Raw genomic sequence first — 23,759 nt, 5'->3', positions numbered from 1 at the left:
CTGCAGCGTTGGGACAATGGCCTGGGACCGGCGGTCTGCCGGCCGGGACGGCCACCGCTTCTCAAACCCACCCCACCCCTGCATCCTGTCCCCCGCACTCCCGCCAGGATCCTCGATGCGCGCCCTGTTCGCCGCCCTCGTCCTCATGCTCAGCACCGTTCCCATGGCCTACGCCGAAAAACTCACCCTGGAGGCCATTACCGGCCCGTTGCCGCTGTCCGGCCCGACGCTGATGAAACCCAAGGTGGCACCGGACGGCGCGCGGGTGAGCTTCCTGCGCGGCAAGGACAGCGACCGCAACCAGCTGGACCTGTGGGAATACGACATCGCCAGCGGCCAGACCCGGCGGCTGGTGGATTCCAAGGTCGTGTTGCCCGGCACCGAGACCTTGAGCGATGTCGAAAAGGCCCGGCGTGAACGCCAGCGTATCGCCGCCTACGCCGGCATCGTCGATTACCAATGGGCGCCGGATGCGCAATCGCTGCTGTTTCCGCTCGGCGGCGAGCTGTATCTGTATGACCTGCGCAAGACCGGCGCGGCGGCCGTGCGCCAGCTCACCCATGGCGAAGGCTTCGCCACCGACGCCAAGCTGTCGCCCAAGGGCGGCTTCGTCAGCTTCGTGCGCGCACGCAACCTGTGGGTGATCGACCTGGCCAGCGGCAAGCAGGTGCAGCTCACGGGCGACGGCAGCGCCACCATCGGCAACGGCGTGGCCGAATTCGTCGCCGACGAAGAAATGGACCGCCACACCGGGTATTGGTGGGCGCCGGACGATTCGGCGATCGCCTTCGCGCGCATCGACGAATCCCGCGTGCCGGTGCAAAAGCGACCGGAGGTGTATGCCGACCACACCGAGGTGATCGAACAACGCTATCCGCAGGCCGGCCAGCCGAACGTGGCCGTGCAACTGGGCGTGATCGCCCCGCGCGCCGGTTCCGCACCGAGGTGGATCGACCTGGGCAAGAACGCGGACATCTATCTGGCAAGGGTGGACTGGCGCGATGCGCAGCGGCTGACCTTCCAACGCCAGTCGCGCGACCAGAAAACCCTTGAGCTGATCGAAACCACGCTGGCCACCGGCAGGCAGCGCACGCTCATCACCGAAACCTCGCCCACCTGGGTGCCGCTCACCAACGACCTGCGGTTTCTCAAGGATGGCCGCTTCATCTGGAACTCCGAGCGCAGCGGTTACGAGCATCTGTACGTGGCATCGGAAGACGGGCGCACGCTCACGCCGCTGACGTCCGGTCCCTGGGTGGTCGATGCGCTGCTCGCCGTCGATGAGCAAGCCGGGCAGGTGTATTTTTCCGGTAGCAAGGATGCGCCCACGCAGACCCACATCTACGCCGTGCCGCTGAGCGGCGGCGCGATCGAGAAGCGCTCTGCCATCCACGGCACGCATGCAGCCAGCTTCGCCAGCAATGCCAGCGTGTATGTCGACACCTGGTCCAATACCACCACCCCGCCGCAGATCGAACTGTTTCGCGCCAATGGCGAAAAAATCGCCACGCTGCTGAAGAACGATCTCGCCGATCCGCAACACCCCTACGCCAGATACCGTGACGCGCAGCGGCCGGTGGAGTTCGGCACGCTGACCGCGGCCGACGGCAAGACGCCCTTGCAGTACCGCCTGACCAAGCCGGCGCAGTTCGACCCGTCCAGGCGCTACCCGGTCATCGTCTACGTCTACGGAGGCCCGGCGGCGCAGACCGTGCTCGATGCCTGGCCCAGCCGCGGCGATGCCTTGTTCGATCACTACCTGGCCCAGCGCGGCTATGTGGTGTTCTCGCTGGATAACCGCGGCACCCCGCGGCGTGGCCGCGACTTCGGTGGTGCGCTGTACGGCAGGCAGGGCACGGTGGAAGTGGACGACCAGTTGCAAGGCGTGGCCTGGCTCAAGCAGCAACCCTGGGTCGATCCCCAACGCATCGGCGTGCAGGGGTGGTCCAACGGCGGCTACATGACCTTGATGCTGCTGGCCAGGCATAGCGACGCGTACGCCTGTGGCGTGGCCGGCGCACCGGTCACCGATTGGGGCCTGTACGACACCCACTACACCGAGCGCTACATGGACCTACCCGGCCGCAACGCCGAAGGCTACCGCGCCGCGCGCGTCGCCACCCACCTGGACGGCCTCAACGCCAGGTTGCTGCTGATCCACGGCATGGCCGACGACAATGTGCTGTTCACCAACGCCACCACGCTGATGAGCGAGTTGCAGCAACGCGGTACCGCGTTCGAACTGATGACCTATCCCGGCGCAAAGCACGGCTTGTCCGGCAGCGCTGCGCTGCACCGCTACCGGACCGCAGAGGCGTTTTTGCAGCGTTGCCTGATGCCGTAATCCCGGTGGATTCGCCCGCGAAGTGCAACAGTCCTATAACGTAGCGGGCCAGGTGTCGTAGCCTGAGCCCCTACACGACCAAGTGGAGTTGCACATGCGCTATCGACACCTGACCCAGGACGAACGGTACCAGATTGCCTGGGGGTGTGATCTCTCTGTCTCCAATGCGGACATCGCCCGTCAGCTCGGTCGTCATGCCAGTACGATTGGCCGCGAGCGCGCGCGCAATCGTAATGCCAGTAGTGGAACGTACCGTGCCCAGCAGGCGCACCGCACCGCCCGCCAGCGTCGCAGTCAAGGCAGTAGCCACGCGCAGATGGACGCGCCGATGCAGGCTGCATTGCTGGCCGGGCTGGCCGAAAAATGTAGCCCTGCGCAGATCCACGGCCGTGCGCGCTTGCTGGGTCAACCGATGGTAGGGGTGGCCAGTGTGTATCGCTATCTCAAGCGTCACCGGTTACGGCATTTGCTACGCCTGCCAACACGGCGGCGTCCTTATGGGCGTGGCCGTGCCAAGCGATTTGAAGAGCGCAAATCCATTCACCAACGCCCCGCGCATGTGGCTTCACGTGCGCAGTTAGGCCATTGGGAATTGGATACGGTCCGCCCATCGCGCGGCACTGGCGTGCTGGTGACGCATGTCGAACGCAGCAGTGGCTATGTGCGTCTGGGCTGGAGTCCTGACGGCACCGCCGATGCTGTTGCCGAGGTCATTTGCGCGCGCCTATGGCGTGTGCGCGATAAGGTGCTGACGCTGACCTGCGATCGCGGTAGCGAGTTCGCCCAGGATGCCCGCATCGAGGACCGGCTATCGACCAAGGTGTACTTTGCCGACCCACATGCCCCTTGGCAACGCGGCTGCAATGAGAATCTCAACGGACTGCTCCGGCAGTATTTTCCGCGCAGTCGTGACTTCAGCACCATCACGGCGCAAGAGCTGCAGCAGGTTGAACATTCACTCAACAACCGACCCAGAAAACGATTGAGCTATCTCACTCCAGCCGAGGTCTTTTTCAACTACGATACCCTTGCACTTCGTGAGTGAATCCACCCCCCCCGCCAGCGCGCTCCCGTAGGAGCGCGCCCGAGCGCGACGGGCGTTACCGGGAAGGCTTCGCGCGCCGGCGCGTTCCTAGCTCGACGACGTGCAGTTTCCTGAGGCATTGCCGACCTCGACGCAGATGGGTAGGGTCGCGCTACTTCTTACGGATGCTGTCCCATGAAACCACTTGTGATCGCCGTCGCACTCGCTTTGGGCGTCTCGTTGCCGGTGCTGGCACAGCCGCAGCCGCCCGGTACCTCCGCATCGACCCAGGCCGCTCCTGCGCCATCGGCCAGCCCGGCCTGGGTGCAGACCAGCAACGGGTATGCGCAGATCCTGCTGACCGCGCAGGCACCGTTCCAGCCCGAGTCGGCGACGGCGTTCGGGCTGGAAGGCTACGACGACCAGGTGGCCGATCTGGGGCCGAACAACGCGCAGCGCTATCGCGAGGCGATGCGCAAGGCGCGCGGCGAACTGCAGGCCAGGCTTGCCAGCGAACGCGATGCCAACGTGCGCCAGGACCTGCAGATCATGATCGGCGCGGCCGAGCAGAACATCCAGGGTAGCGAGCTCAACGAGCGCTATCTGTTGCCTTGGGTCGATGCGCCGCAGATGGTGTTCAGCGGCCTCAACGACCTGCTGTCCGAACAGGTATCGGCCGCGCGGCGGGCCAAGGCGCTGGACCGCCTCAAACGCTATCTCGGATTGCTGCCGGGCAGCACCCCGATCACCACGCTCGCACGCCAACGCTACCAAGAACAGCTCGGCAACAAGGCGCTGTTGCAGCCGACCGAGCGCGAGGTGCAGCAGGCGCTGGCGAACGTGGACACCTACGTCGCCGGTATCCAGGACCTGTTCGCCGACTACAAGATCACCGGCGCCGATGAGGCGCTCAAGGCCATGTCCACCCAGCTCAAGGACTATGCCGCCTGGACGAAGAAGACCGTGCTGCCCAAGGCGCGCAAGGACACCCGGTTACCCGAGCCGCTGTACACGTTCCAGCTCAAGCAGGTGGGGATCGATATCGCCCCGCAGTTGCTGATCCAGCGCGCGCAGCTGGAATTCATGGAAACCCGTTCGGTCATGCAACAGTTGGCGCCACTGGTGGCCAAGGCCAAGGGCGTGCAGGGTAATGATTACGTGCAGGTGATTCGCGCGCTCAAGGGCAACAAGATCGCCGACGATCAGCTGGAAACGCACTACCGCGGCGTGATCGACCAGATCGACCAGATCATCCGCCAGCAACGCATCGTCGCTGTGCCCAACCGCCCGATGCAGATGCGGCTGGGCAGCGCCGCCGAAAGCGCGGCGTCGCCGGCCCCGCACTTCCGTCCCGCACCGCTGATCGGCAACACCGGCCAGCAGGGGCAGTTCGTGCTGCCGTTGGGCAACCCGTCCGCCGATGGCAGCCAGAAGGAGCAGTACGACGACTTCAACTTCGGCTCGGCCGCCTGGACGCTCAGTGCGCACGAAGGCCGCCCCGGCCACGAGCTGCAGTTCACGGCGATGGTCGAACGCGGCGTCTCGCTGGCGCGTAGCCTGTTTGCGTTCAATTCGGTCAACGTCGAGGGATGGGCCCTGTATGCCGAGGCCGAAATGGTGCCGTACGAGCCGCTCGACGGGCAGCTGATCGCCCTGCAGTTCCGCCTGTTGCGCGCCGCCCGTGCCATGCTCGACCCGATGCTCAACCTGGGCCTGATCGACCGCGAACGCGCACGCCAGGTGCTGGAAGACGATGTCGGCCTATCCCCGGCCATGACCCGCCAGGAACTGGATCGCTACAGCGTGCGTGCGCCCGGCCAGGCCGGCAGCTATTTCTACGGTTACACCCGCATCCTGGAATTGCGCATGCGCACCGAACTGGCGCTGGGCAAGCAGTTCGACCGCCTGGCGTTCAACAATTTCCTGCTCGACCAGGGCCTGCTCCCGCCGGACCAGTTGGCCAAGGCGGTGGAAACGCAGTTCGTTCCGGCGCAGCAGCACAGGCACTGAAGCCAGAGACCCGGCAGTGGTGTCACTGTCAACTGGGGCAACCACACATGCGGCTGCATGTGTGGCGCGGGCTGCACTGCTTAGTGTTTGAACGGCACCATTTCTGGTTGCTTGGTGCCTTTCCACTGCCCCTGCTTCAATGCACCCGGACAAACACTGGTGTATTGCTGGAGCGCCGCGATGGCTGTCATCGTCCATCCCTGGCAATAGTTCGTTGATACAGGCGTTGGGCCGGGACAATAAGGAGGAACCGCCACCCAGGTGCCTGAAATCGGATCGATCGGCTTCCAGTTGTAATCTGGGTCGTCGCATCCTTTCGAGCAGAACAGGAAGGGGTCGTCCATGCGGCAGACCAGTCTTTGGTGCGGTGTGCTTGCCGTTGCGGAGGTTTGAAGCCCGATAGCCCCGATCAATATCCATATCCAGCGTTTCATCACGATTCCTTCTGTCAATGACGGTTTATTGCAAGCCCTGAGGCCAACAATCGACCCGAGGGTTGCGAATTTTGGCCCAAGCATACAGGCCTGTGCAGCGTTCGCAAAAAGCAGCTCAGCAAGTCTGGCCGAGGTGTTCGTCAGATTTCATCAAGCATGAGGCATGCCTGGTTTCTGCCATTACGATTCAGGATTGGCTGGTCCTGGCTGCTTTAGCAGTGGATGTTGAAAAGCGTTCAAAAGAGATCTGCAGAAAGTGGGACATGGCCGCCACCGCACTTACGGTGGCGTGGGCGAAGGGGTCTGCGCCCCCGCCGGCACCCAGATCGCCATGCCGGCTGCGCGCTTCTGGGTGGTCGGGATGCCGATGCCCAGGCCGCCGCCAACGCGCCCGCCATAGCTGCCGCCGCCCACCGACAGGCCCCCGCCGGAGCGCTCCGAGCCCACGCCGACGATGACCACGCCATTGGCACCGAGCTTGGCCGCCTCGCGCTTGAGCCGCTGCACGGCCGCATCGGTCTGGCCCTGGGTGCCGAAGCCGGCGGCGCTGGTGGATTCGAGCTGGGCGATCTCCACCGAGCCGGGCGGGGCGTGCGGGTACACCTGCACTTGCGCCGGATCGATCGGTGCGCGCGCCTGCCCCAGCATCACCTTGGAACTGCTGGCACAACCGGCCAGCAGGGCGGCGGCGGCCACGGCGATCGTGGCGCGCTTGATGTGCGAATGCAGGTTCATACCGAAGCCCCCGTGGGTAGTGATGGCGATGATCCGGCGCCCGGACTGAACGGCGCCGCAGTTGAGCGGACAGATCCCAACACTAGCCAGGCCTGCGTGAGGCCGTCGCCAAGCCGCCATTGGTCAGGGTGACCACCCGCCCACGGCGTCTTGCCGGGCGCACGGCTAAGCTTGCGCCTTCTTTGGACGACGAGGGGTGGACTTTGGGACTCATCAGCCTGTTGTGGGGCATCGTGGCGCTGTTGTGGATGGTGCTGGCCTTCATCCCGTTGCTGGGCTGGGGCAACTGGTTCCTGATTCCGTTCGCGGCGATGGGTGCGCTGATCGCTGCAATCGCGTTGCTGTTCACCTCGGCCGGCAATCGCGGCCGGGCCAAGACCGGCTTGCTGCTCAACGGCCTGGTGATCGTGGTCGGGGTGATCCGGCTGAGCCTGGGGGGCGGGGTGATCTGAGAGCGGTGTCGTCCATGCCGGGCCGGCCCCGTGCAGGCGCCACCGGCGGGAGCAGGGCCAGGCCGGTGCGTTGCAGCGTTGCGACACTGCATCGCAGCGCGTTTGGCGCGGGGTGGCGGGCGTAGACTTGCGCGCTGTCCCCAGGAGCCTTGTCATGGCCCACCCGCACTATCGCCCCCGCCGCATGCGCCACGACGCCTTTTCGCGTCGTTTGATGCGCGAAAACACGCTGACCGCCGATGACCTGATCTGGCCGGTGTTCGTGCATGAACTGCCCGGCCGCGCGCCGATCGCCTCGATGCCGGGCGTGGAGCGCCTGTCGCTGGACGAGCTGCTGCGCGAGGCGGAAAACGCGTTGGAGCTGGGCATTCCGGTGATCGACCTGTTCCCGGTGATCGACCCGGCCGGCAAGAGCCTGGACGCGGCCGAAGCCTGGAATCCGGACGGTCTGGCGCAACGCGCGGTACGTGCGCTGAAATCGCGCTTCCCGGAGCTGGGCGTCATGACCGACGTGGCGCTGGACCCGTACACCACGCACGGCCAGGACGGGCTGATCGACGACAAGGGCTACGTGCTCAACGAGATCACTGTCGAGGCGCTGGTGAAGCAATCGTTGTCGCATGCGCAGGCCGGTGTGGACATCGTCTCGCCCTCGGACATGATGGACGGGCGGATCGGCGCGATCCGTCGCGCGCTGGATGCCGACAAGCATCTCAACGTGCGCATCATGGCGTATTCGGCCAAGTACGCTTCGGCGTTCTACGGCCCGTTCCGCGACGCAGTGGGCAGCGCCGGCAACCTGGGCAAGGCCGACAAGACCACTTACCAGATGGACCCGGCCAATGGCGATGAAGCCTTGCGCGAAATCGCACTGGACCTGGAAGAAGGCGCGGACATGGTGATGGTCAAGCCAGGCATGCCGTACCTGGATGTGGTGCGCCGGGTGAAGGAAGAATTCCGCGTGCCGACCTTTGCGTATCAGGTCAGCGGCGAGTACGCGATGCTCAAGGCGGCCGCAGCCAACGGCTGGCTGGATGAGCGTAAGTGCGTGTTCGAGGCGCTGATGGCCTTCAAGCGCGCCGGTGCCGATGGCGTGTTGACCTATTTCGCGCCGCAGGTGGCGCGCTGGTTGCGCGAGGAAACTCGCTGATCTGCACGCCGCGCGAGCATCCGGGAAGCGGATGCTCGCGCACATCGATGAGCGCGGCTGGCATCGCCGAGCCGTTCTCACCGCATGGTGCTGCACCGAGCCAACCACTCACATCGCTGGCTCAGCCGCCGCTGTTGCCAATCGCAAACCGCCATTCCGCCTCAAGGCAACACCAACGCAATCGCCTGCGACTTCATGCCTGCGCTGAGCGACGGGAACGGGTCCACGTTGGTCATTACGATCAGATCGTCGATGGAGACCACGTCGCAATTGATGCTGCTGTCGTTGACACACAGATAGGCGCCGGCACCCACGCCCGGCTCGTAGATCGCTTTCCACACGTAAGCCGGGACGGCGACCTTGTCGGTGCCAATGGTCGGCGCCGTGCCGCTGTCGAACGCCGGGCCGGTCACCACATACAACTCGCCGTGCTGCTTGGCCAGCTGCCGCACCTGTTCTTCGATATGCGCCCATTCGCCCGTGTTGAGCTTGTGGTCCTGCGGCACCACGTTGGCCATGGAAAAGGTTTCCTTCTCCGAGCTTTCGGTGGAAGCGTCGCCGGCCGGGGTCATATGCCCGCGATCGAAGCCGGTATTGGTGTAGTCGCTGCTCTTGGAACGGTCCGCTGCCGGGATGCCGGCTTCTTCATGGAACGAACCGACCCGGCCGATGGCCTCGGCGCCGGCCACCTGCTGGTCGGTCAGGTGCTCGGCCGAATACACCGGGTCCCTGGTGACGCCCGAGGCCAACAGCGCGTATTCGGTATGGCACACCTCGGTGGTGCGCGTGGTGGCGGTGCGCACGCCCGGCGGCGTGCCGTTGGCGTATAGCGAGGGGCAGTTGGTGGCGGCCAGCGCTGCGGAGGTACTGAACAACGCTGCCAGGACCAGGCAGCCGCGCAACAGGAAGCACATTGGATGACTCGCTTGCCAGTGGGGGAGCGAAGAAAATGGCAAGGCACCGTGTCCATTGGATGACGGCGAGGTGTGCATCCGATGACCGACGCCGACGCCTGCGGGGCGGCGCGCGCAGCGTGCCGTTTCGGGCGCCGCACCGCATGAGACGCATTCTCATCTACAATGCCTTCACGTCATTCAATCTCGTGCCGTCTTGATCAAATCGCTGCTGTTTCAACTGCATTGGGTGCTCGGCATCACTGCTGGCCTGGTGCTGTCGGTGATGGGGGCGACCGGCGCGTTGATGTCGTTCGAGGACGAGGTCGTGCGGCTGGCCAACCCAGCCATCGCGCAGCTGGCGCAGCGGCATGCGGCGGGTGAGCAGGCATTGCCGGTGGATGTGCTGTTGCAGCGGCTCGATCTGGCACAGCATGCTCCCGGCAACGGCCCGTTGGTCACGCGCATGCTGATCGACCCCACCGGGATGCGGCCGTCCAACGCACGCCTGCCTGCCAAGGGCAGCGCGCGGGTGTATTTCGATCCCTACACCGGCCAGCGCGTGGCGGCCCCTCGGCTGAGCGGCGCATTTGCCTTCATCGAAGATCTGCACCGCAATCTCGCCGCCGGCAAGCGCGGCCAGGCGATCACCGGAGCGTGCGCGCTGATCCTGCTGTTCTTCTGCATCTCGGGCCTGTATCTGCGCTGGCCGCGGCGTTGGTGGAGCCCGCGCACCTGGCTGGCGGTGGAATGGCGGCGGCAGGGACGCAGCTTTTTGTGGAGCCTGCACGCGGTATTTGGCACCTGGTGCCTGCTGGTCTATCTGTTGGTGGCGCTGACCGGTCTGACCTGGTCCTACACCTGGTATCGCGATGGCATGGCAGTGCTGCTGGACGCCGCGCCGGTGCCGCACGTCGAGCAGCGCTCGCACGCCAAGGCCACGGTGGATTTCGCGCAGGTGCAGCGCACCCTCGGCAGCATCCCGGCCACCCGCCACGCGGCATTGGATCTGCGCATTCCCGCGCGTGCAGGGCAACCGCTGATCGCGCGGTTCCTGCCTGACAACCCCGATCACGACCGTGCCTTCGACACGCTGGAGATCGACCCCGGCAATGGCGCGCTGCTGGGGCGCCGCGACTATGCGCTGCTGGCGCGCGGGCAGCAGTGGATGCTCAGCATGTTTCCGTTGCATACCGGTAGTTTCTTTGGGCTGCCGGGGCGCATCGTGGTGATGCTGGCCAGCCTGGGCATGTCGGTGTTCTTCGTCAGCGGCTGGATGCTGTACCTGGATCGGCGGGGCAAGCAGCGTGCGCTGCGTGCGGCGCGTGTGGTGTTGCAAGGCACGCCGCCGGCCTCGCAGGCCGAACCGTGGTTGATCGCCTTCGCCAGCCAGAGCGGGTTTGCCGAACGGCTGGCCTGGCAGGCGGCCGGGCATTTGCAGGCGGCCGGCCTGCCGGTGCAGGTGCGCCCGCTCGGGCAGGTGGATGCGCCGCAGCTGCACGCCACGCGGCACGCCTTGTTCGTCATCAGTACCTTCGGCGATGGCGAGCCGCCGGATGCGGCGCGCAACGTCGAACGTGAGCTGCTGCGTCAGCGCATTGCACTGCCGCAGCTGGCCTACGCGGTGCTGGCATTGGGCGACCGGCAATACGCGCAGTTCTGCGGGTTTTCGCGGCGGGTCGAGCAATGGATGCAGGCGCAGGGCGCGCGCGCGCTGTTCCCGGCGGTGGAAATGGACAACACCGATCCGCAGGCGTTGGCGCAATGGCATGCGCAGCTGGAGCAGATTGCCGGGACGCCGCTGACCGCAGCACCGCTGGTGCGGCCGCAGCGAACGCCCTGGGTGCTGGCGTCGCGCACGCATCTGAATCCGGGTAGCGAATTCGCGCCGATCTGGCGCATCGATCTGCAGCCGCCAGCCGATGCGCACTGGCAGGCTGGCGACATCCTGGAGGTGCAGCCCGCGCATGCCGACACGCAGGTACACGCCTGCCTGGCGGCCTGGGGTTTGCCGGCAGAGGCGTCGGTGCATGTGCAGGCGCAACTGCTGCCGCTGCAACGTGCGGCCGCCGAGCGCGTGCTGCCCGAACCGCCGGCGACCGCTGCAGTGTCCCGCCCGGACCCGCAGACCTGGCTGGAGGGTTGCGATTGGCTGCCGACCCGCGACTATTCGCTGGCCAGCGTCGCCGCCGATGGCATTGCGACCGTTGTGGTACGGCTGACCACCGGCGCCGATGGCCGCCCGGGGCTGGGCTCGGGCTGGCTGATCCATCACGCACCGATCGGCATGCCGGTGCAGGCGCGCCTGCGCCGCAATCCCGGCTTCCATCGGGTGGAGGCTGCCCCGATGGTGTTGATCGGCAACGGAACCGGCATCGCGGGCCTGCGGGCCTTGTTGCGCGAGGCTGAACTGGCCGGGGTGCACGGGCACTGGCTGCTGTTCGGCGAACGCCAGGCCGCCCACGACCGGCTGTTTGACGACGAGCTGCAGGCCTGGCAGGCCAGTGGCCATCTGCAACAGCTGGACCAAGTGTTCTCGCGCGATCAGGCGCACAAGCGCTATGTGCAGCATCGTCTGCACGAGGCCGGCGACGCGTTGCGCCACTGGATCGATCGCGGTGCGGTGCTCTACGTCTGCGGCAGCCTGGACAGCATGGCGCGTGCGGTGGATGCCGCGCTGCGCGAGATCCTGGGCCAGACGCGGGTGGAATCGCTGACCGCCGCCGGTCGTTACCGGCGCGATGTCTACTGAGCGGAGCCCGCCGCCGCAGGAACATCGTCGCGGCGGGCATGCGCGGCCGATGGCGGCCCACTCAGCGGCAGCTGGTCTCTCCCTCCACCGTCGGTGCCTTCATCCGGTAGATATCCAGTTGCCCCGCACGCGGTGCACGCGCACTGCCGGTCACCAGCAGCTCGCCCGGCTTGGCCGCATCCACCACCGCACCGAAGGTGCGTTCCTGCGGCCCGTTGAACGACAGCGGCAGCGGCTGGCCTGCACCGTAGTGGCCACCCATGCAGGTCGCCAGCAGCAGCTGGCTGGGGCCACCGACCGCGCCGCGCGCCCACACCAGGCCGCGGCCATCGGCAAGCCAGGCCGCGTCGGATTCGTCGGCTGCGGTGTTGATGTCGCCCAACGGCATGGGGGCGGTGAAGGCTCGCCCGTCCCAGCGCGCCACGAACAGGTCCATGCCGCCCGCACCGCCATGCCCGTCGCTGGCCAACAGCAGGCGCGTCCCGTCCAGCGACAGCGTGGGCGCGCGTTCGTTGCCCGCGCTGTTGATCGCTGCGCCCAGCGACTGCACCGCACCGAGCCGGCCCTGCGCATCCACCGGCACCCGGTACAGATCGCTACCACCGGCCCCGCCAGGCCGCGACGAGGCGAACAGCAGCCAGCGGCCGTCGGCACTGAGCACCGGCGTGGTCTCGTCCTGGGCGGTGTTGATCGCAAGCGGCTGCGCGTCCTGCCAGCGCCCGCCGCGCAGTTGCGCCTGCCACAGGTCCCAGCCGCCAGCCCCGCCGGGGCGATCGCTGGCCCAGACGATGCGCTGCCCATCGGGGCTGAGCGTGGCGCGTGCCTCGTTGGCCGGCGTGGAGACCACGCCCATGCCTTCGATGCCGAATTCGGCCAGTCCCGATGCCGACGGCGCGAAGAGTAAACTCGCCGCCAGCGCGGGCAGCATCCATCGAAGTTGCATGCGGTGTTCCTGCCTCATCCTGCGCACAGTCTAGTCAACCAGAGAGCGTTACATGCCCGTCTCCCGTTATGCCGTGTTCGGTCACCCCGTTGCCCATTCGCTGTCGCCGGCCATCCATGCCGACTTCGGGAAGCAGACCGGCATCGCGCTGGACTACACCGCCATCGATGCGCTGCCGGAAGACTTCGCCGCCGCGCTGCAGCGCTTCGCCGACGAAGGCGGCAAGGGGGCCAACGTCACCCTGCCGTTGAAGGAGGCGGCCTTTGCCCTGTCCAGTAGCCTGAGCGCGCGCGCGCGCCTGGCCGGCGCGGTCAATACCCTGGTGCGCAACGACGGTCAGTGGCAGGGCGACAACACCGACGGTGCCGGCCTGGTGCGCGATCTCACCGAGCGCCACGGCCTGGATCTGCGCGGCCGCCGCGTGCTGCTGCTCGGCGCCGGTGGCGCGGCGCGTGGCGTGGCACCGGCGCTGCTGGAGGCCGGCATCACCGACATGGTGGTGGTGAACCGCTCGCCCGAACGCGCCGATGCCTTGTGCGATGCATTGGGCGAACCGGCGCGGGTGATGTCGCGTTACATCGAAGACCTGCGCGAGCTGGGCGACTTCGAGCTGATCGTCAATGCCACCGCGGCCGGGCGCGACCGCGATGCCGGTGCCTTCGCCTTGCCGCTGAGCCTGGTCAACAGCCTGACCGCCGCGGTCGATCTGAACTATGGCGCCACCGCCATCGCGTTCCTGGCCTGGGCGCGGGCGGCGCAGTGCCGGTACGCCATCGATGGGCTGGGCATGCTGGTGGAACAGGCCGCCGAAAGCTTCGCGCTGTGGCATGGCGTGCGCCCGGAGACCGACCCGGTCTATGCCGCGCTGCGCGCCCGCGAGGCGGTGCTGGTCAGCGCCGACTGAACCGGCAGCGATGACCACCACCGAACTGCTGCTGGGCCTGGTCACCAGCCTGCTGTCGCGGGTTCCGCTGCTGATCGCGGTGCTGCTGGGCGTGGTGCTGTTGTGGCGTGCGCCGGCCGGCCCGCTGCGGCGCGCCGGCCTGGCCGGGGTGGGGTTGTTGCTGGGCTGCGTGCTGGCCGAAGTCGCGCTGCAGGCCTTCCCGATGCTGCTGCTGCAGCAGGGCGACGTGCGCAGGATCGCCCTGCTGATGGGGGTCGGCAGCTTCGTGCTGACCACCGTGCAGGCGGTGGGCATCGGCCTGCTGGTGTGGACCCTGGCGCGCAGCCTGCAACGCTTGCCGACGGACGTGGGTCGACCCGGCTGATCCTGCTCGGGCCGCCTGCCGGCGTGGGGTAGGGCGGTGCGGCGGCACATGCCCGCCGCCTTGCATCGAGGCAGTTGCAGCGCCTTGGTGCCCGGCCATGCCATCGGCATGCCTTGCAGCGAAGCACTACGTCTGGCCGCAGCGCGCTCGGCACACACGTTCAGCCGCGCCGTCGGTCGGTCGCAGCGGCTGCGCCAGTCCATGCGAAAATGGCGCGATGAGTGATCTCGCCCCACCGGCCGCGCCGTCTGCGCCCGTTCCCCCCCAGCGCGTGCTGACCGACCCGATCAAGGCCGGCATCCGCGACGCCTATGCCAAGCTGCAGGCCAACACACCCGGCTTTGCCACCCGCCGCGCGCAGAGCCAGATGATTGGCCTGGTCTCGCGCGCGCTGGCTACCTCCGGCGGCATCGGCATCGCCGAAGCACCGACCGGTGTCGGCAAGAGCCTGGGCTACCTCACCGCCGGCGTGCCGATCGCACTGGCCACCAAGAAGAAGCTGGTCATCAGCACCGGCACGGTGGCATTGCAATCGCAGCTGGTGGAACGCGACATCCCGGCCTTCCTCAAGGCCACCGGGCTGGAGGCCAGCGTGGCGCTGGCCAAGGGCCGCACCCGTTACCTGTGCACGCGCAATGCCGCCGAGCTGGAAGGCGACACCAGCCAGAACGCCATGTTCGAAGACGAGCAGGCGCTCTACGACCGCCCGCTCAGCCCGGTGGATGCGGAGTTGGCCAAGCGCCTCGCCAAGGCCTACGCCGCGCGTACCTGGAACGGTGACCTGGACGATGCCCCCGAGCAGGTCTCGGTGCCGCTGCGCATGCGCATCACCACCCCGGCCTCGGGCTGTGCGGGGCGCCGTTGCAGCTACGCCGCGCAGTGCCCGGTGCTCAAGGCACGTACCGATGTGCGCGAAGCGCAGATCGTGGTCACCAACCACGCCCTGCTGCTGTCCTCCCTGTCGCTGGGCGATGCCGAAAACGGCCAGCCGCTGATCGCCCCGCCAGCGGACATGCTGCTGGTGCTCGACGAAGGCCACCACATCGCCGGCGTGGCCATCGACCAGGGCGCGGCCAACCTGCCGCTGGACGACATGGCCAAGCGCACCGGCCGCCTGCAGATCCTGATCGCCGCGGCGTATCGCGCGGTGGACAAGGACAGGATCGGCAACCTGCTGCCCAACGAAGCCATCGACGTGGCTGCGCGCGTTTCCAAATTGCTCAAGGCCTTCCATGCCGAGGTCGAACGCGTCTGGAAACCCGAGCCCGGTGAGCGCGACCCGTTGTGGCGTGCGGCCAACGGCAAGTTACCGTCGCAATGGAGCCCGGCCATCGAAGAACTGGGCGAAGACACCCGCGCGCTGTTCAACTGGGTGCACGCCGCGCACAGCGCCGTGGCCAAGGGCAAGCAGGACGATGCCGCGCGCGAGCGGTTGCAACGCAGCCTGGGGCTGGCGCTGGAAATGGCCGAGCAGCAACACGCTCTGTGGAGCGGCTGGCGCCGCGAAGACAAGGAAGGCCAGCCGCCGATGGCACGCTGGATCACCCTCTCGCGCGATGGTGACCTGATCTGCCATTGCTCGCCGGTCTCCGCCGCACAAGTGCTGCGCACGATGATCTGGAACGAGGTCGATTCGGTGGTGATGACCTCGGCCACGCTCACCGGTGGCGGCGACTTCCAGTCCTTCGCCATCGATAACGGTCTGCCCGATCACGCCGAGATGGCGTCGCTGGCCTCGCCGTTCGATCTACCCAACCAGGCCGAATTGATCGTGCCCAATTTCCCGGTGACTCCCGACGACCGCGAGGGGCATCCCAAGGAAGTGGCCAAGTACCTGGTGCGCGAACTGGATTGGAGCGCCAAGGGCAGCATCGTCTTGTTCACCTCGCGCTGGAAGATGGAAAAGGTCGCCGACCTGATGCCACTGGCGCAGCGCAACCGCGTGCTGGTGCAAGGCGAGGGCAACAAGTCGCAGCTCATCACCGAACACCTGCGCCGCATCGCGGCCGGCGAGAGCTCGGTGTTGTTCGGGCTCAACTCCTTCGGCGAAGGCCTGGACCTGCCGGGCGAAGCCTGCACCACCGTGGTCATCACCCAGGTGCCGTTCGCCGTGCCCACCGACCCGCAGACCTCGACCCTGAGTGAATGGCTGGAAAGCCGCGGCCACAACGCCTTCAACCTGATCGCGATCCCGCATGCACTGCGCACGCTTACCCAGTTCGCCGGTCGCCTGATCCGCAGCTCCAGCGACCATGGCCGCGTCATCATCCTCGACTCGCGCCTGCTCACACGCCGCTATGGCAAGCGCATCATCGACGCCTTGCCGCCGTTCAAGCGGGTGATCGGGCGCTGATGGCGTGCCTTGAACCTGCTGTGCCGCGACGAAGGGCGCATCGGGCCGGATCGCTTCATCGGACAGTGGGCCGCAGGTGACGGGCCTTGCGGATCGAACGCAGATGATCCGTATGATGCAATGCAATGCCGCTTGGCACAGTGGCGTATCGACACGCCTCACTGGGCAGTATTTCCTGATCGTCATCGGCAGTTTCGTCATGCAATGCAAACGCCAGCGGCGCGGCCACATGCAGAGAAGCGCTGTTGGCTGCAACCCCATGCCACGCAGAAAGTGATGCATATCACGCATCGCGATCATCATCATGTTCGCCTATCAGAACGATCAGAACTAACGACTTCTCACGCCATCGCCCGCTAGCCATGATTCAGCTCCATCACTACGAGCTGACGCCATGCGCCCTGGATCCCTCATGGTGCTAGCCCTGCTAGCCCCCACACTGATCGCCCCGCCGGTCTTCGCCCAATCCGTGCTGACCCGCGACAACGGCGCCAAGGTGGGCGACAACCAGAACTCGCAGACCGCGGGTGCCACCGGCCCGACCTTGCTGCAGGACGTGCAGCTGATCCAGAAACTGCAGCGTTTCGATCGCGAGCGCATCCCCGAGCGTGTGGTCCATGCGCGCGGCACCGGCGTCAAAGGCGAGTTCACCGCCACCGCCGATCTGTCCAGCCTGACCAAGGCCAAGGTGTTCAGCGCCGGCGAAAAGACCCCGGTGTTCGTGCGCTTTTCATCGGTGGTGCACGGCAATCACTCGCCGGAAACGCTACGCGACCCGCATGGCTTCGCGACCAAGTTCTATACCAGCGAAGGCAACTGGGATCTGGTCGGCAACAACTTCCCCACCTTCTTCATCCGCGATGCGATCAAGTTCCCGGACATGGTGCACGCGTTCAAGCCGGACCCGCGCACCAATCTGGACGACGACTCGCGTCGCTTCGATTTCTTCTCGCATGTGCCCGAAGGTACCCGCACGCTGACCCTGCTGTACTCCAATGAAGGCACGCCTGCCGGCTACCGCTTCATGGACGGCAATGGTGTGCACGCCTACAAGCTGGTCAACGCGCAGGGCGAAGTGCATTACGTCAAGTTCCATTGGAAGACGCTGCAAGGCATCAAGAACCTCGACCCCAAGCAGGTTGCCGCAGTGCAGGCCAAAGACTACAGCCACCTGACCAACGACCTGGTCGGCGCGATCAAGAAGGGCGACTACCCGAAGTGGGACCTGTACGTGCAGGTGCTCAAGCCCGAAGACCTGGCCAAGTTCGACTTCGACCCGCTCGATGCCACCAAGATCTGGCCGGACGTGCCGGAGCAGAAGGTCGGCCAGATGGTGTTGAACAAGAATGTGGACAACTTCTTCCAGGAAACCGAGCAAGTCGCCATGGCGCCGGCCAACCTGGTGCCGGGCATCGAACCTTCGGAAGACCGTCTGTTGCAGGGTCGCATCTTCTCCTATGCCGATACCCAGCTGTATCGCATCGGCGCCAACGGCCTGAGCCTGCCGGTCAACCGCCCGCGCGTGGCCGTCAACAACGGCAACCAGGACGGCCAGGGCAACATCGGCCAGACCACCAGCGGCGTGAACTACGAGCCGAGCCGCCTGGAGCCGCGTCCGCAGGACACCGCGGCGCGCTACAGCGAACTGCCGCTGTCGGGCACCACCCAGCAGGCCAAGATCACCCGCGAGCAGAACTTCAAGCAGGCCGGCGAGTTGTATCGCTCCTACAGCAAGAAGGACCGCGCCGATCTGGTGCAAAGCTTCGGTGAGTCGCTGGCCAACACCGACGCCGAAAGCAAGCACATCGTCCTGTCGTTCCTGTACAAGGCCGATCCGGAGTACGGCACCGGCGTTGCCCGCGTGGCCAAGGGCGATCTGGCGCGCGTCAAGCAGCTGGCCTCCAGCCTGCAGGACTGATCCACCCAACGGCATCGCGGCCAGGCCGCGGTGCCGTCCTTCTTCAGGAGAGCGACATGCGCACGCTGATGCTGATCTTGCTGAGCGCGGTCTGCGTGCCAGCCATGGCCGCTTCGCCGGTGGCCCCGCCGGCAGCGGCACGCACTGCGGCAGCCAGCCCCGCGCAGATCAAACTGCAACTGCGCGAGTATTTCTTCGATGCCGCGCGCGAAGGCCGCCAGGACATGCTGGCCGAATTCATCCGCTCGCATTACGACCTCAACACCCGCGACGACAAGGGCTACACCGCGTTGATCCTGGCTGCCTATCACGGCCAGCGCCCGGCGGTGGAGCAGCTGCTCAGTGCCGGCGCCGACCCCTGCGCGCAGGACAAACGCGGCAACACCGCTTTGATGGGTGCCATCTTCAAGGGTGAACTGGCAATTGCCAAGCGCCTGATGCAGGCCGACTGCGCGCCCGACCAACGCAACAACGCCGGCCAGACGGCAGCGATGTACGCGGCGCTGTTCCAGCGCACCGACGTGCTCAAGGATCTGGCCGCCAAGGGCGCAGACCTCAGCCTCAAGGACGGGCAAGGCAACGATGTCACCCAGCTGCAACGCGGCGAGTTCGCCACTGCCACGGCGCGCTGAGCGCATCGCGCGCCCTTTTCGGCGCTGCGTACGCAGCGTCGGTTTTCCGCCGCAACTGCGCTGAAACATTGACGTCCCCTGCGCTGCCACCGCCAGGGTGTCGGGAAAATCCTGATGCATAATCCCTTGCGCGCCAAGACGTTGACATTAAACTGAGCGCACCCTGACTGGCCTGGAAAGCGCAAAAAAACGCCTGCGAAAAACAATTCAAGAATCCGCCGGGAAAGCCGATGCTGCAGTCAGTGCACCTTGGAACCCCCGGACCATGAAGCTCGATCCTTCCATTCCTTTCCTGATGTCGCTGCTGGCCATGGTGCTGTGCACCGCCACCGCTGTCGTCGCCTTGGTGTTCGGCCAGGTGCACGTACTGGCCACCTCGTGGACGTTCTATGCGGTGATGGGCACCGCACTGATGACCCTGGTCGCCTCGTATCACGCACTCGGCAAGCCGCTGAGCGCCGAAGAGCGCGTCGGTATCCGCAACCCCTGATCGCCCCTGTCCAGACCCGCGCGCCTAGTCGGATACCGGTCCAGGGCGCTGCGTGCGTCATCGGGGATGCACACCGTCCGCCGCGCATAGGCGACTGCTGGCAAGCACTACGCATTGCCAATGCGATGCCACCCGATGGCTGCATCCTCGGTGCACAACGGAAGACCCAGTCGCGCCAAGCACTCTTGCCGGCCGCTTTCTGCAGTAGATCTCCCCGCACTTTCGCCTACCTGAGGGCACTGCCCGTCCGATCTGCTGCCACGCGAAGTGGTCGTAGCCGGCCCATTGTTGGGGACCTGTCATCCCATGGATCGGCGACCACTCCGCCGACCGATCGCTGCGCCGGCAGCCTGCCGTCGCGCACGGCCGCAGATTCATCCAGGCCCGTGTAAGCTATTGATCCTGCTTCGCATTCCGAATGGCCGCCAGCTGCGGCCCACCGTCGATGACCGTCTCTGCCGATCGCTACGCTGCTTCCCTGCGCCTGTCCGTTGCCCCGATGATGGATTGGACCGACCGGCATTGCCGGGTGTTCCACCGTCTGCTGGCGCCGTCGGCGCGGCTGTACACCGAGATGGTGCATGCCAATGCGGTGATCCATGGCGATCGGATGCGGTTGATCGGTTTCGACCCAGTCGAGCATCCGTTGGCGCTGCAGCTCGGCGGCAGCGAGCCGGGGATATTGGCACAGGCGTCCGCCATCGCCCAGCAGTGGGGCTTTGACGAAATCAACCTCAATTGCGGCTGCCCATCCGATCGCGTGCAGGCCGGGCGCTTCGGCGCCTGCCTGATGCGCGAGCCGGCGCTGGTGGCCGAGTGCGTGGCGGCCATGTGCGCCGCCACCACGCTGCCGATCACGGTCAAGTGCCGGTTGGGCGTGGACGATGACGAGGACTACGCCGTGTTCGCCAGCTTTGTCGACCAGGTGGTTGCCGCCGGTGCGGCGATGGTGGTGGTGCACGCGCGCAATGCATGGCTCAAAGGCCTGTCCCCGAAGGAAAACCGCGAGGTGCCGCCGCTGCGCTACGACTGGGCCTATCGGCTCAAGCAGGAACGTCCGTCGCTGCCGGTCGTGGTCAACGGTGGAATCGCCACCGTCGACGCCGCCCTGGCGCACCTGCAACGGGCCGACGGCGTCATGCTCGGCCGTTCTGCCTACCACGATCCCTATGTATTGCATTGCCTGGAGGCTGCGCTGAGCGGCCGCCCGCAGCGCTCGCGCGAGGACCTGCTGCGCGCGTTGCGGCCGTATGTGCAGGCGCAGCTCGACCAGGGCCTGGCGCTCAAGCACATCACCCGCCATGTGTTGGGCCTGTTCCACGGTCAGCCGGGAGGTCGGGCGTTCCGGCAGGTGCTGAGTGAAGGCGCGCATCGTTCCGGGGCTGGCTGGGAGCTGGTCGAGCAGGCGTTGCAGCGCACCGACGAGCGGCCCTGGCGCGTGGTCGCCTGATTGGCTCGCCGCTTGCATTGGCTGAACGGCTGGCGTGCGGCCATTGAACGCCAGGGACGTCGAATGGCCAGGCATACCAGCACGCATGCACGGCAAGTGCAGAGTTCATTTGGCTGAACGGCGTTAACTCCGTGCTAAAAAGTTCAGATCGGATTCACCCCACAAAATCAAGAATTTGGCGCGTATCCGCTGCCTGGCGATGCTGCGATGGATTGCCGATTTCACACATTTTGAATGTTCCTGAACAACCCGCTAGGATTCAGCCGTGACCCAAGTCTCCCACCGCGCCCGCTCCATCGCCTTGGCTACCTTGTCGGTTGCCATGGTTGCGCCATTGGCGTGGGGGCAGGGCTATCCGCCGATGGGCCAGGGCGGGCGTGAGGCGATGCCTGCGCCGGCGCGCGGCGGCAGCCGCACCCTGTCGGACACCATCCGGCACGTACAGCGGTCCACCGGTGGACAGATCCTGGGTGCCGAACGCGTGCCGTTCGATGGCGGTAACCTCAACCGGGTCAAGTACATGAAGGATGGGCGCGTGCACACCGTGTATGAGCCGGAACAGCAGGCGCAGGCCGATGGGCCGCGGGCGCCGCCGTCCGGCACCCCACCACGCGACGATAACCACTGAACGTGGATAGTCAGGCGTTCAGTCTCATAAATTCCCAGGCCGCCGGCCGCCAACGTAATTAGGGAGAGTGCATGCGTATCCTTTTGGTCGAAGACGAAGCTCCGCTGCGCGAGACCCTTGCCGCCCGCCTGAAGCGTGAAGGCTTTGCGGTCGACGCCGCACAGGACGGCGAGGAAGGCCTTTACATGGGCCGCGAAGTGCCGTTCGACGTCGGCATCATCGATCTGGGCCTGCCCAAGATGTCGGGCATGGAACTGATCAAGGCGCTGCGCGACGAAGGCAAGAAATTCCCGGTGCTGATCCTCACCGCGCGTTCGAGTTGGCAGGACAAGGTCGAAGGCCTCAAGCAGGGCGCCGACGATTACCTGGTCAAGCCGTTCCACGTCGAGGAGCTGCTGGCGCGGGTCAATGCACTGTTGCGTCGTGCGGCGGGCTGGAGCAAGCCCACGCTGGAATGCGGACCGGTGGCGCTGGATCTGGCGGCGCAGACGGTCAGTGTCAACGGCGCCAATGTCGACCTCACCAGCTATGAGTACAAGGTGCTGGAATATTTGATGATGCATGCCGGCGAGCTGGTCTCCAAGGCCGACCTCACCGAGCACATCTACCAGCAGGATTTCGACCGTGACTCCAACGTGCTGGAAGTGTTCATCGGCCGCCTGCGCAAGAAGCTCGATCCCGATGGTGAGCTGAAGCCGATCGAGACCGTGCGCGGTCGCGGCTACCGCTTCGCCATCCCGCGTACCGAAGGCTGAGGTCCCACGTCGGCAAGCAGGACGATTTCGTGCCGGGGCGCTCCAAATGGTACAAACGCTGGCGCCCGCGCTCCCTGCAGGCGCGCCAGCTGCTGGCCGCCAGCCTTAGCCTGGTGGCCTTTCTGGCGCTGGCCGGCTATGCGCTGGACGTGGCGTTCGCCGACACCGCCGAGCGCAACCTGCGCGAGCGGCTGAAGAACTACGCCTCCGCCTATGCGGCCAATATCGACTTCGTGCGCGACGGCTCACTGTATATCGGTGGACAGCCACCCGATCCGCGTTTCGACGTACCCGGTGGCGGGCTGTATGTCGAAGTCGTGCGCCCGGATGAAAGCTGGACCTCGATGTCGGCCGAAGGGCCGAACATCCCGCATGGCCGCATGCTCGAACCGCGCCAGGAAGAGTTCATCGGCCCGCTGGAGATGACCCAGATCGACGGCAGCGTCGGCCAGTTGTATCGCTATGGCCTGGGCGTGAGCTACGTCGAGCGCGAGCATGGTGGCGAGATTCCGTACACCATCTACGTGATGGAAGACGCCCGTTCGATGGGCGCGCAGCTGCGGGTGTTCCGCGGTGCGGTGTGGTTCTACCTGGGCAGTGCCGGCGTGGTGCTACTGGTCTTGCAGGCCTTCATCCTGCAATGGAGCCTGCGCCCGCTGCGGCGGGTCATCAACGAGCTGACCAAGGTGCAGCGCGGCGAGATCCAGCGCATGAGCGAGCAGCATCCGCGCGAGCTGGAGCCGTTGACCGACAGCATCAATGCCTTCATCGAGAGCGAGCGCGATAATCTGGAGCGCCAACGCAATACGCTGGCCGATCTGGCGCATAGCCTCAAGACGCCCATCGCAGTGCTGCGCACCCAGCTGGACAGCGGTGCCTCCGAGCGCGACCTGCACGACGAAATGGACGTGCAGCTGCGTCGCATGAACGACCTGGTGTCGTATCAGCTGGCGCGCGCGGCCTCCAGCGGCCACAAGCTGTTTGCTGCGCCATTGCCGATCGAGCCAACCGCCGAAGAAATCGTCCGCGGGCTGGAGAAGGTGTATTCGGTCAAGGGTGTGCTGTGCGAATTCGATATCGCGCCGGAGGCGCGCTTCCACGGCGAGCCGGGCGATCTGCAGGAGCTGCTGGGCAACCTGCTGGAGAACGGCTTCAAGTGGGCGCGTAGCCGCGTGCTGCTGACCGCCCAGCCCGGCCCCACCACCGGGAGCCGCCGTGCCGGCCTGATCCTGTCGGTGGAAGACGACGGTCCCGGCATCGCGCCGGAAGATGTCGCCAAGATCCTGCAGCGCGGCGTGCGCGGCGACGAGCGCGTGCAGGGGCACGGCATTGGCATGTCGATCGTGCAGGACTTGATAAAGGCCTACCGCGGCGAACTGCAGGTGGTGCGCTCGCAGGAGCTGGGCGGCGCCCGCTTCGATGTGACCCTGCCGCCGGGACTGTGATGCCCCGCCTGGCCCGATGAACTCTTCGGCAATGGCATCCAACGCTCCGACAACCGTTTAACGCCTAGTGCGTTGGCTTGACC

General features: G+C 66.1%; 20 protein-coding genes. 16 read left to right on the top strand and 4 right to left on the bottom strand.

Going from position 1 to position 23,759, the window contains the following annotated elements; translation table 11 throughout:
• Positions 1–115 precede the first annotated feature (115 nt).
• From ACCQ13_RS19270 to ACCQ13_RS19260, 3 genes are all read left to right on the top strand, one after another.
• On the top strand, positions 116–2,344 hold the full coding sequence (locus ACCQ13_RS19270) for a S9 family peptidase (protein WP_159407790.1): 2,229 nt from the start codon (positions 116–118) through the stop codon (positions 2,342–2,344).
• Between the two features lie 94 nt (positions 2,345–2,438).
• On the top strand, positions 2,439–3,389 hold the full coding sequence (locus ACCQ13_RS19265; protein WP_159407712.1) for an IS30 family transposase: 951 nt from the start codon (positions 2,439–2,441) through the stop codon (positions 3,387–3,389).
• 174 nt (positions 3,390–3,563) lie between these two features.
• On the top strand, positions 3,564–5,378 hold the full coding sequence (locus ACCQ13_RS19260; protein ID WP_104601891.1) for a DUF885 domain-containing protein: 1,815 nt from the start codon (positions 3,564–3,566) through the stop codon (positions 5,376–5,378).
• 80 nt (positions 5,379–5,458) lie between these two features.
• On the opposite strand, the gene ACCQ13_RS19255 is transcribed toward ACCQ13_RS19260, so the two are convergent.
• Both ACCQ13_RS19255 and ACCQ13_RS19250 read right to left on the bottom strand, forming a co-directional pair.
• Complete coding sequence (locus ACCQ13_RS19255; RefSeq protein WP_104601890.1) at positions 5,459–5,812, bottom strand: hypothetical protein; 354 nt, start codon at positions 5,810–5,812, stop codon at positions 5,459–5,461.
• A gap of 279 nt (positions 5,813–6,091) precedes the next feature.
• Positions 6,092–6,547, bottom strand: coding sequence for a hypothetical protein (locus ACCQ13_RS19250; protein WP_104601889.1), 456 nt, complete (start codon positions 6,545–6,547; stop codon positions 6,092–6,094).
• Positions 6,548–6,795: 248 nt separating this feature from the next.
• Between ACCQ13_RS19250 and ACCQ13_RS19245 the strand changes: the two genes are divergently transcribed.
• Together ACCQ13_RS19245 and hemB are read left to right on the top strand one after the other, a co-directional pair.
• Positions 6,796–6,999: a hypothetical protein gene (locus ACCQ13_RS19245; protein ID WP_208800722.1), complete on the top strand. Its 204-nt coding sequence runs from the start codon at positions 6,796–6,798 to the stop codon at positions 6,997–6,999.
• A 154-nt stretch (positions 7,000–7,153) separates the two neighbouring features.
• Positions 7,154–8,149 carry a porphobilinogen synthase gene (gene hemB / locus ACCQ13_RS19240; RefSeq protein WP_104601888.1) on the top strand — a complete coding sequence of 332 codons (996 nt, stop codon included), beginning with the start codon at positions 7,154–7,156 and terminating at the stop codon, positions 8,147–8,149.
• 161 nt (positions 8,150–8,310) lie between these two features.
• On the opposite strand, the gene ACCQ13_RS19235 is transcribed toward hemB, so the two are convergent.
• Positions 8,311–9,063 (bottom strand): DNA/RNA non-specific endonuclease, encoded by a 753-nt coding sequence (locus ACCQ13_RS19235; protein ID WP_104601887.1) that lies wholly within the window; start codon positions 9,061–9,063, stop codon positions 8,311–8,313.
• A 196-nt stretch (positions 9,064–9,259) separates the two neighbouring features.
• Between ACCQ13_RS19235 and ACCQ13_RS19230 the strand changes: the two genes are divergently transcribed.
• Positions 9,260–11,794, top strand: coding sequence for a PepSY domain-containing protein (locus tag ACCQ13_RS19230; RefSeq protein ID WP_104601886.1), 2,535 nt, complete (start codon positions 9,260–9,262; stop codon positions 11,792–11,794).
• A 61-nt stretch (positions 11,795–11,855) separates the two neighbouring features.
• Here ACCQ13_RS19230 and ACCQ13_RS19225 read toward each other — a convergent pair whose 3' ends face one another.
• On the bottom strand, positions 11,856–12,737 hold the full coding sequence (locus ACCQ13_RS19225) for a TolB family protein (protein ID WP_104602009.1): 882 nt from the start codon (positions 12,735–12,737) through the stop codon (positions 11,856–11,858).
• A 52-nt stretch (positions 12,738–12,789) separates the two neighbouring features.
• Here ACCQ13_RS19225 and aroE point away from each other — a divergent pair, with 52 nt between their 5' ends.
• The 10 genes from aroE (at position 12,790) to ACCQ13_RS19175 (ending at position 23,676) form a co-directional block, all read left to right on the top strand.
• Positions 12,790–13,641, top strand: coding sequence for a shikimate dehydrogenase (aroE, locus tag ACCQ13_RS19220; RefSeq protein WP_104601885.1), 852 nt, complete (start codon positions 12,790–12,792; stop codon positions 13,639–13,641).
• Between the two features lie 10 nt (positions 13,642–13,651).
• Entirely contained in the window at positions 13,652–14,005 is a 354-nt protein-coding gene (locus ACCQ13_RS19215; protein ID WP_159407789.1) for a hypothetical protein, read from the top strand.
• Between the two features lie 217 nt (positions 14,006–14,222).
• Entirely contained in the window at positions 14,223–16,358 is a 2,136-nt protein-coding gene (dinG, locus tag ACCQ13_RS19210) for an ATP-dependent DNA helicase DinG (RefSeq protein WP_159407788.1), read from the top strand.
• A gap of 412 nt (positions 16,359–16,770) precedes the next feature.
• The gene (katB, locus tag ACCQ13_RS19205) at positions 16,771–18,276 is read left to right on the top strand and encodes a catalase (protein WP_208800416.1); all 1,506 of its coding nucleotides are present in this window, start codon (positions 16,771–16,773) and stop codon (positions 18,274–18,276) included.
• Between the two features lie 56 nt (positions 18,277–18,332).
• A complete protein-coding gene (locus tag ACCQ13_RS19200) occupies positions 18,333–18,908 on the top strand; it encodes an ankyrin repeat domain-containing protein (protein WP_372372321.1) in 576 nt (191 codons plus the stop codon).
• Between the two features lie 265 nt (positions 18,909–19,173).
• Positions 19,174–19,398, top strand: a complete 225-nt coding sequence (locus ACCQ13_RS19195) for a hypothetical protein (RefSeq protein ID WP_167526973.1) — start codon at positions 19,174–19,176, stop codon at positions 19,396–19,398.
• Positions 19,399–19,843: 445 nt separating this feature from the next.
• The gene (gene dusA / locus ACCQ13_RS19190) at positions 19,844–20,848 is read left to right on the top strand and encodes a tRNA dihydrouridine(20/20a) synthase DusA (protein ID WP_159407786.1); all 1,005 of its coding nucleotides are present in this window, start codon (positions 19,844–19,846) and stop codon (positions 20,846–20,848) included.
• 322 nt (positions 20,849–21,170) lie between these two features.
• Complete coding sequence (locus ACCQ13_RS19185; protein WP_223214472.1) at positions 21,171–21,476, top strand: hypothetical protein; 306 nt, start codon at positions 21,171–21,173, stop codon at positions 21,474–21,476.
• Between the two features lie 71 nt (positions 21,477–21,547).
• On the top strand, positions 21,548–22,231 hold the full coding sequence (locus tag ACCQ13_RS19180) for a response regulator transcription factor (RefSeq protein WP_002808458.1): 684 nt from the start codon (positions 21,548–21,550) through the stop codon (positions 22,229–22,231).
• A gap of 74 nt (positions 22,232–22,305) precedes the next feature.
• Positions 22,306–23,676 (top strand): ATP-binding protein, encoded by a 1,371-nt coding sequence (locus ACCQ13_RS19175; protein WP_208800720.1) that lies wholly within the window; start codon positions 22,306–22,308, stop codon positions 23,674–23,676.
• Positions 23,677–23,759 lie beyond the last annotated feature (83 nt).

The organism is Xanthomonas sp. NCPPB 1638, from assembly GCF_041475635.2.
Classification (GTDB): Bacteria; Pseudomonadota; Gammaproteobacteria; order Xanthomonadales; family Xanthomonadaceae; genus Xanthomonas; species Xanthomonas cucurbitae.
This window is presented reverse-complemented; position numbering and strand designations above follow the sequence as displayed.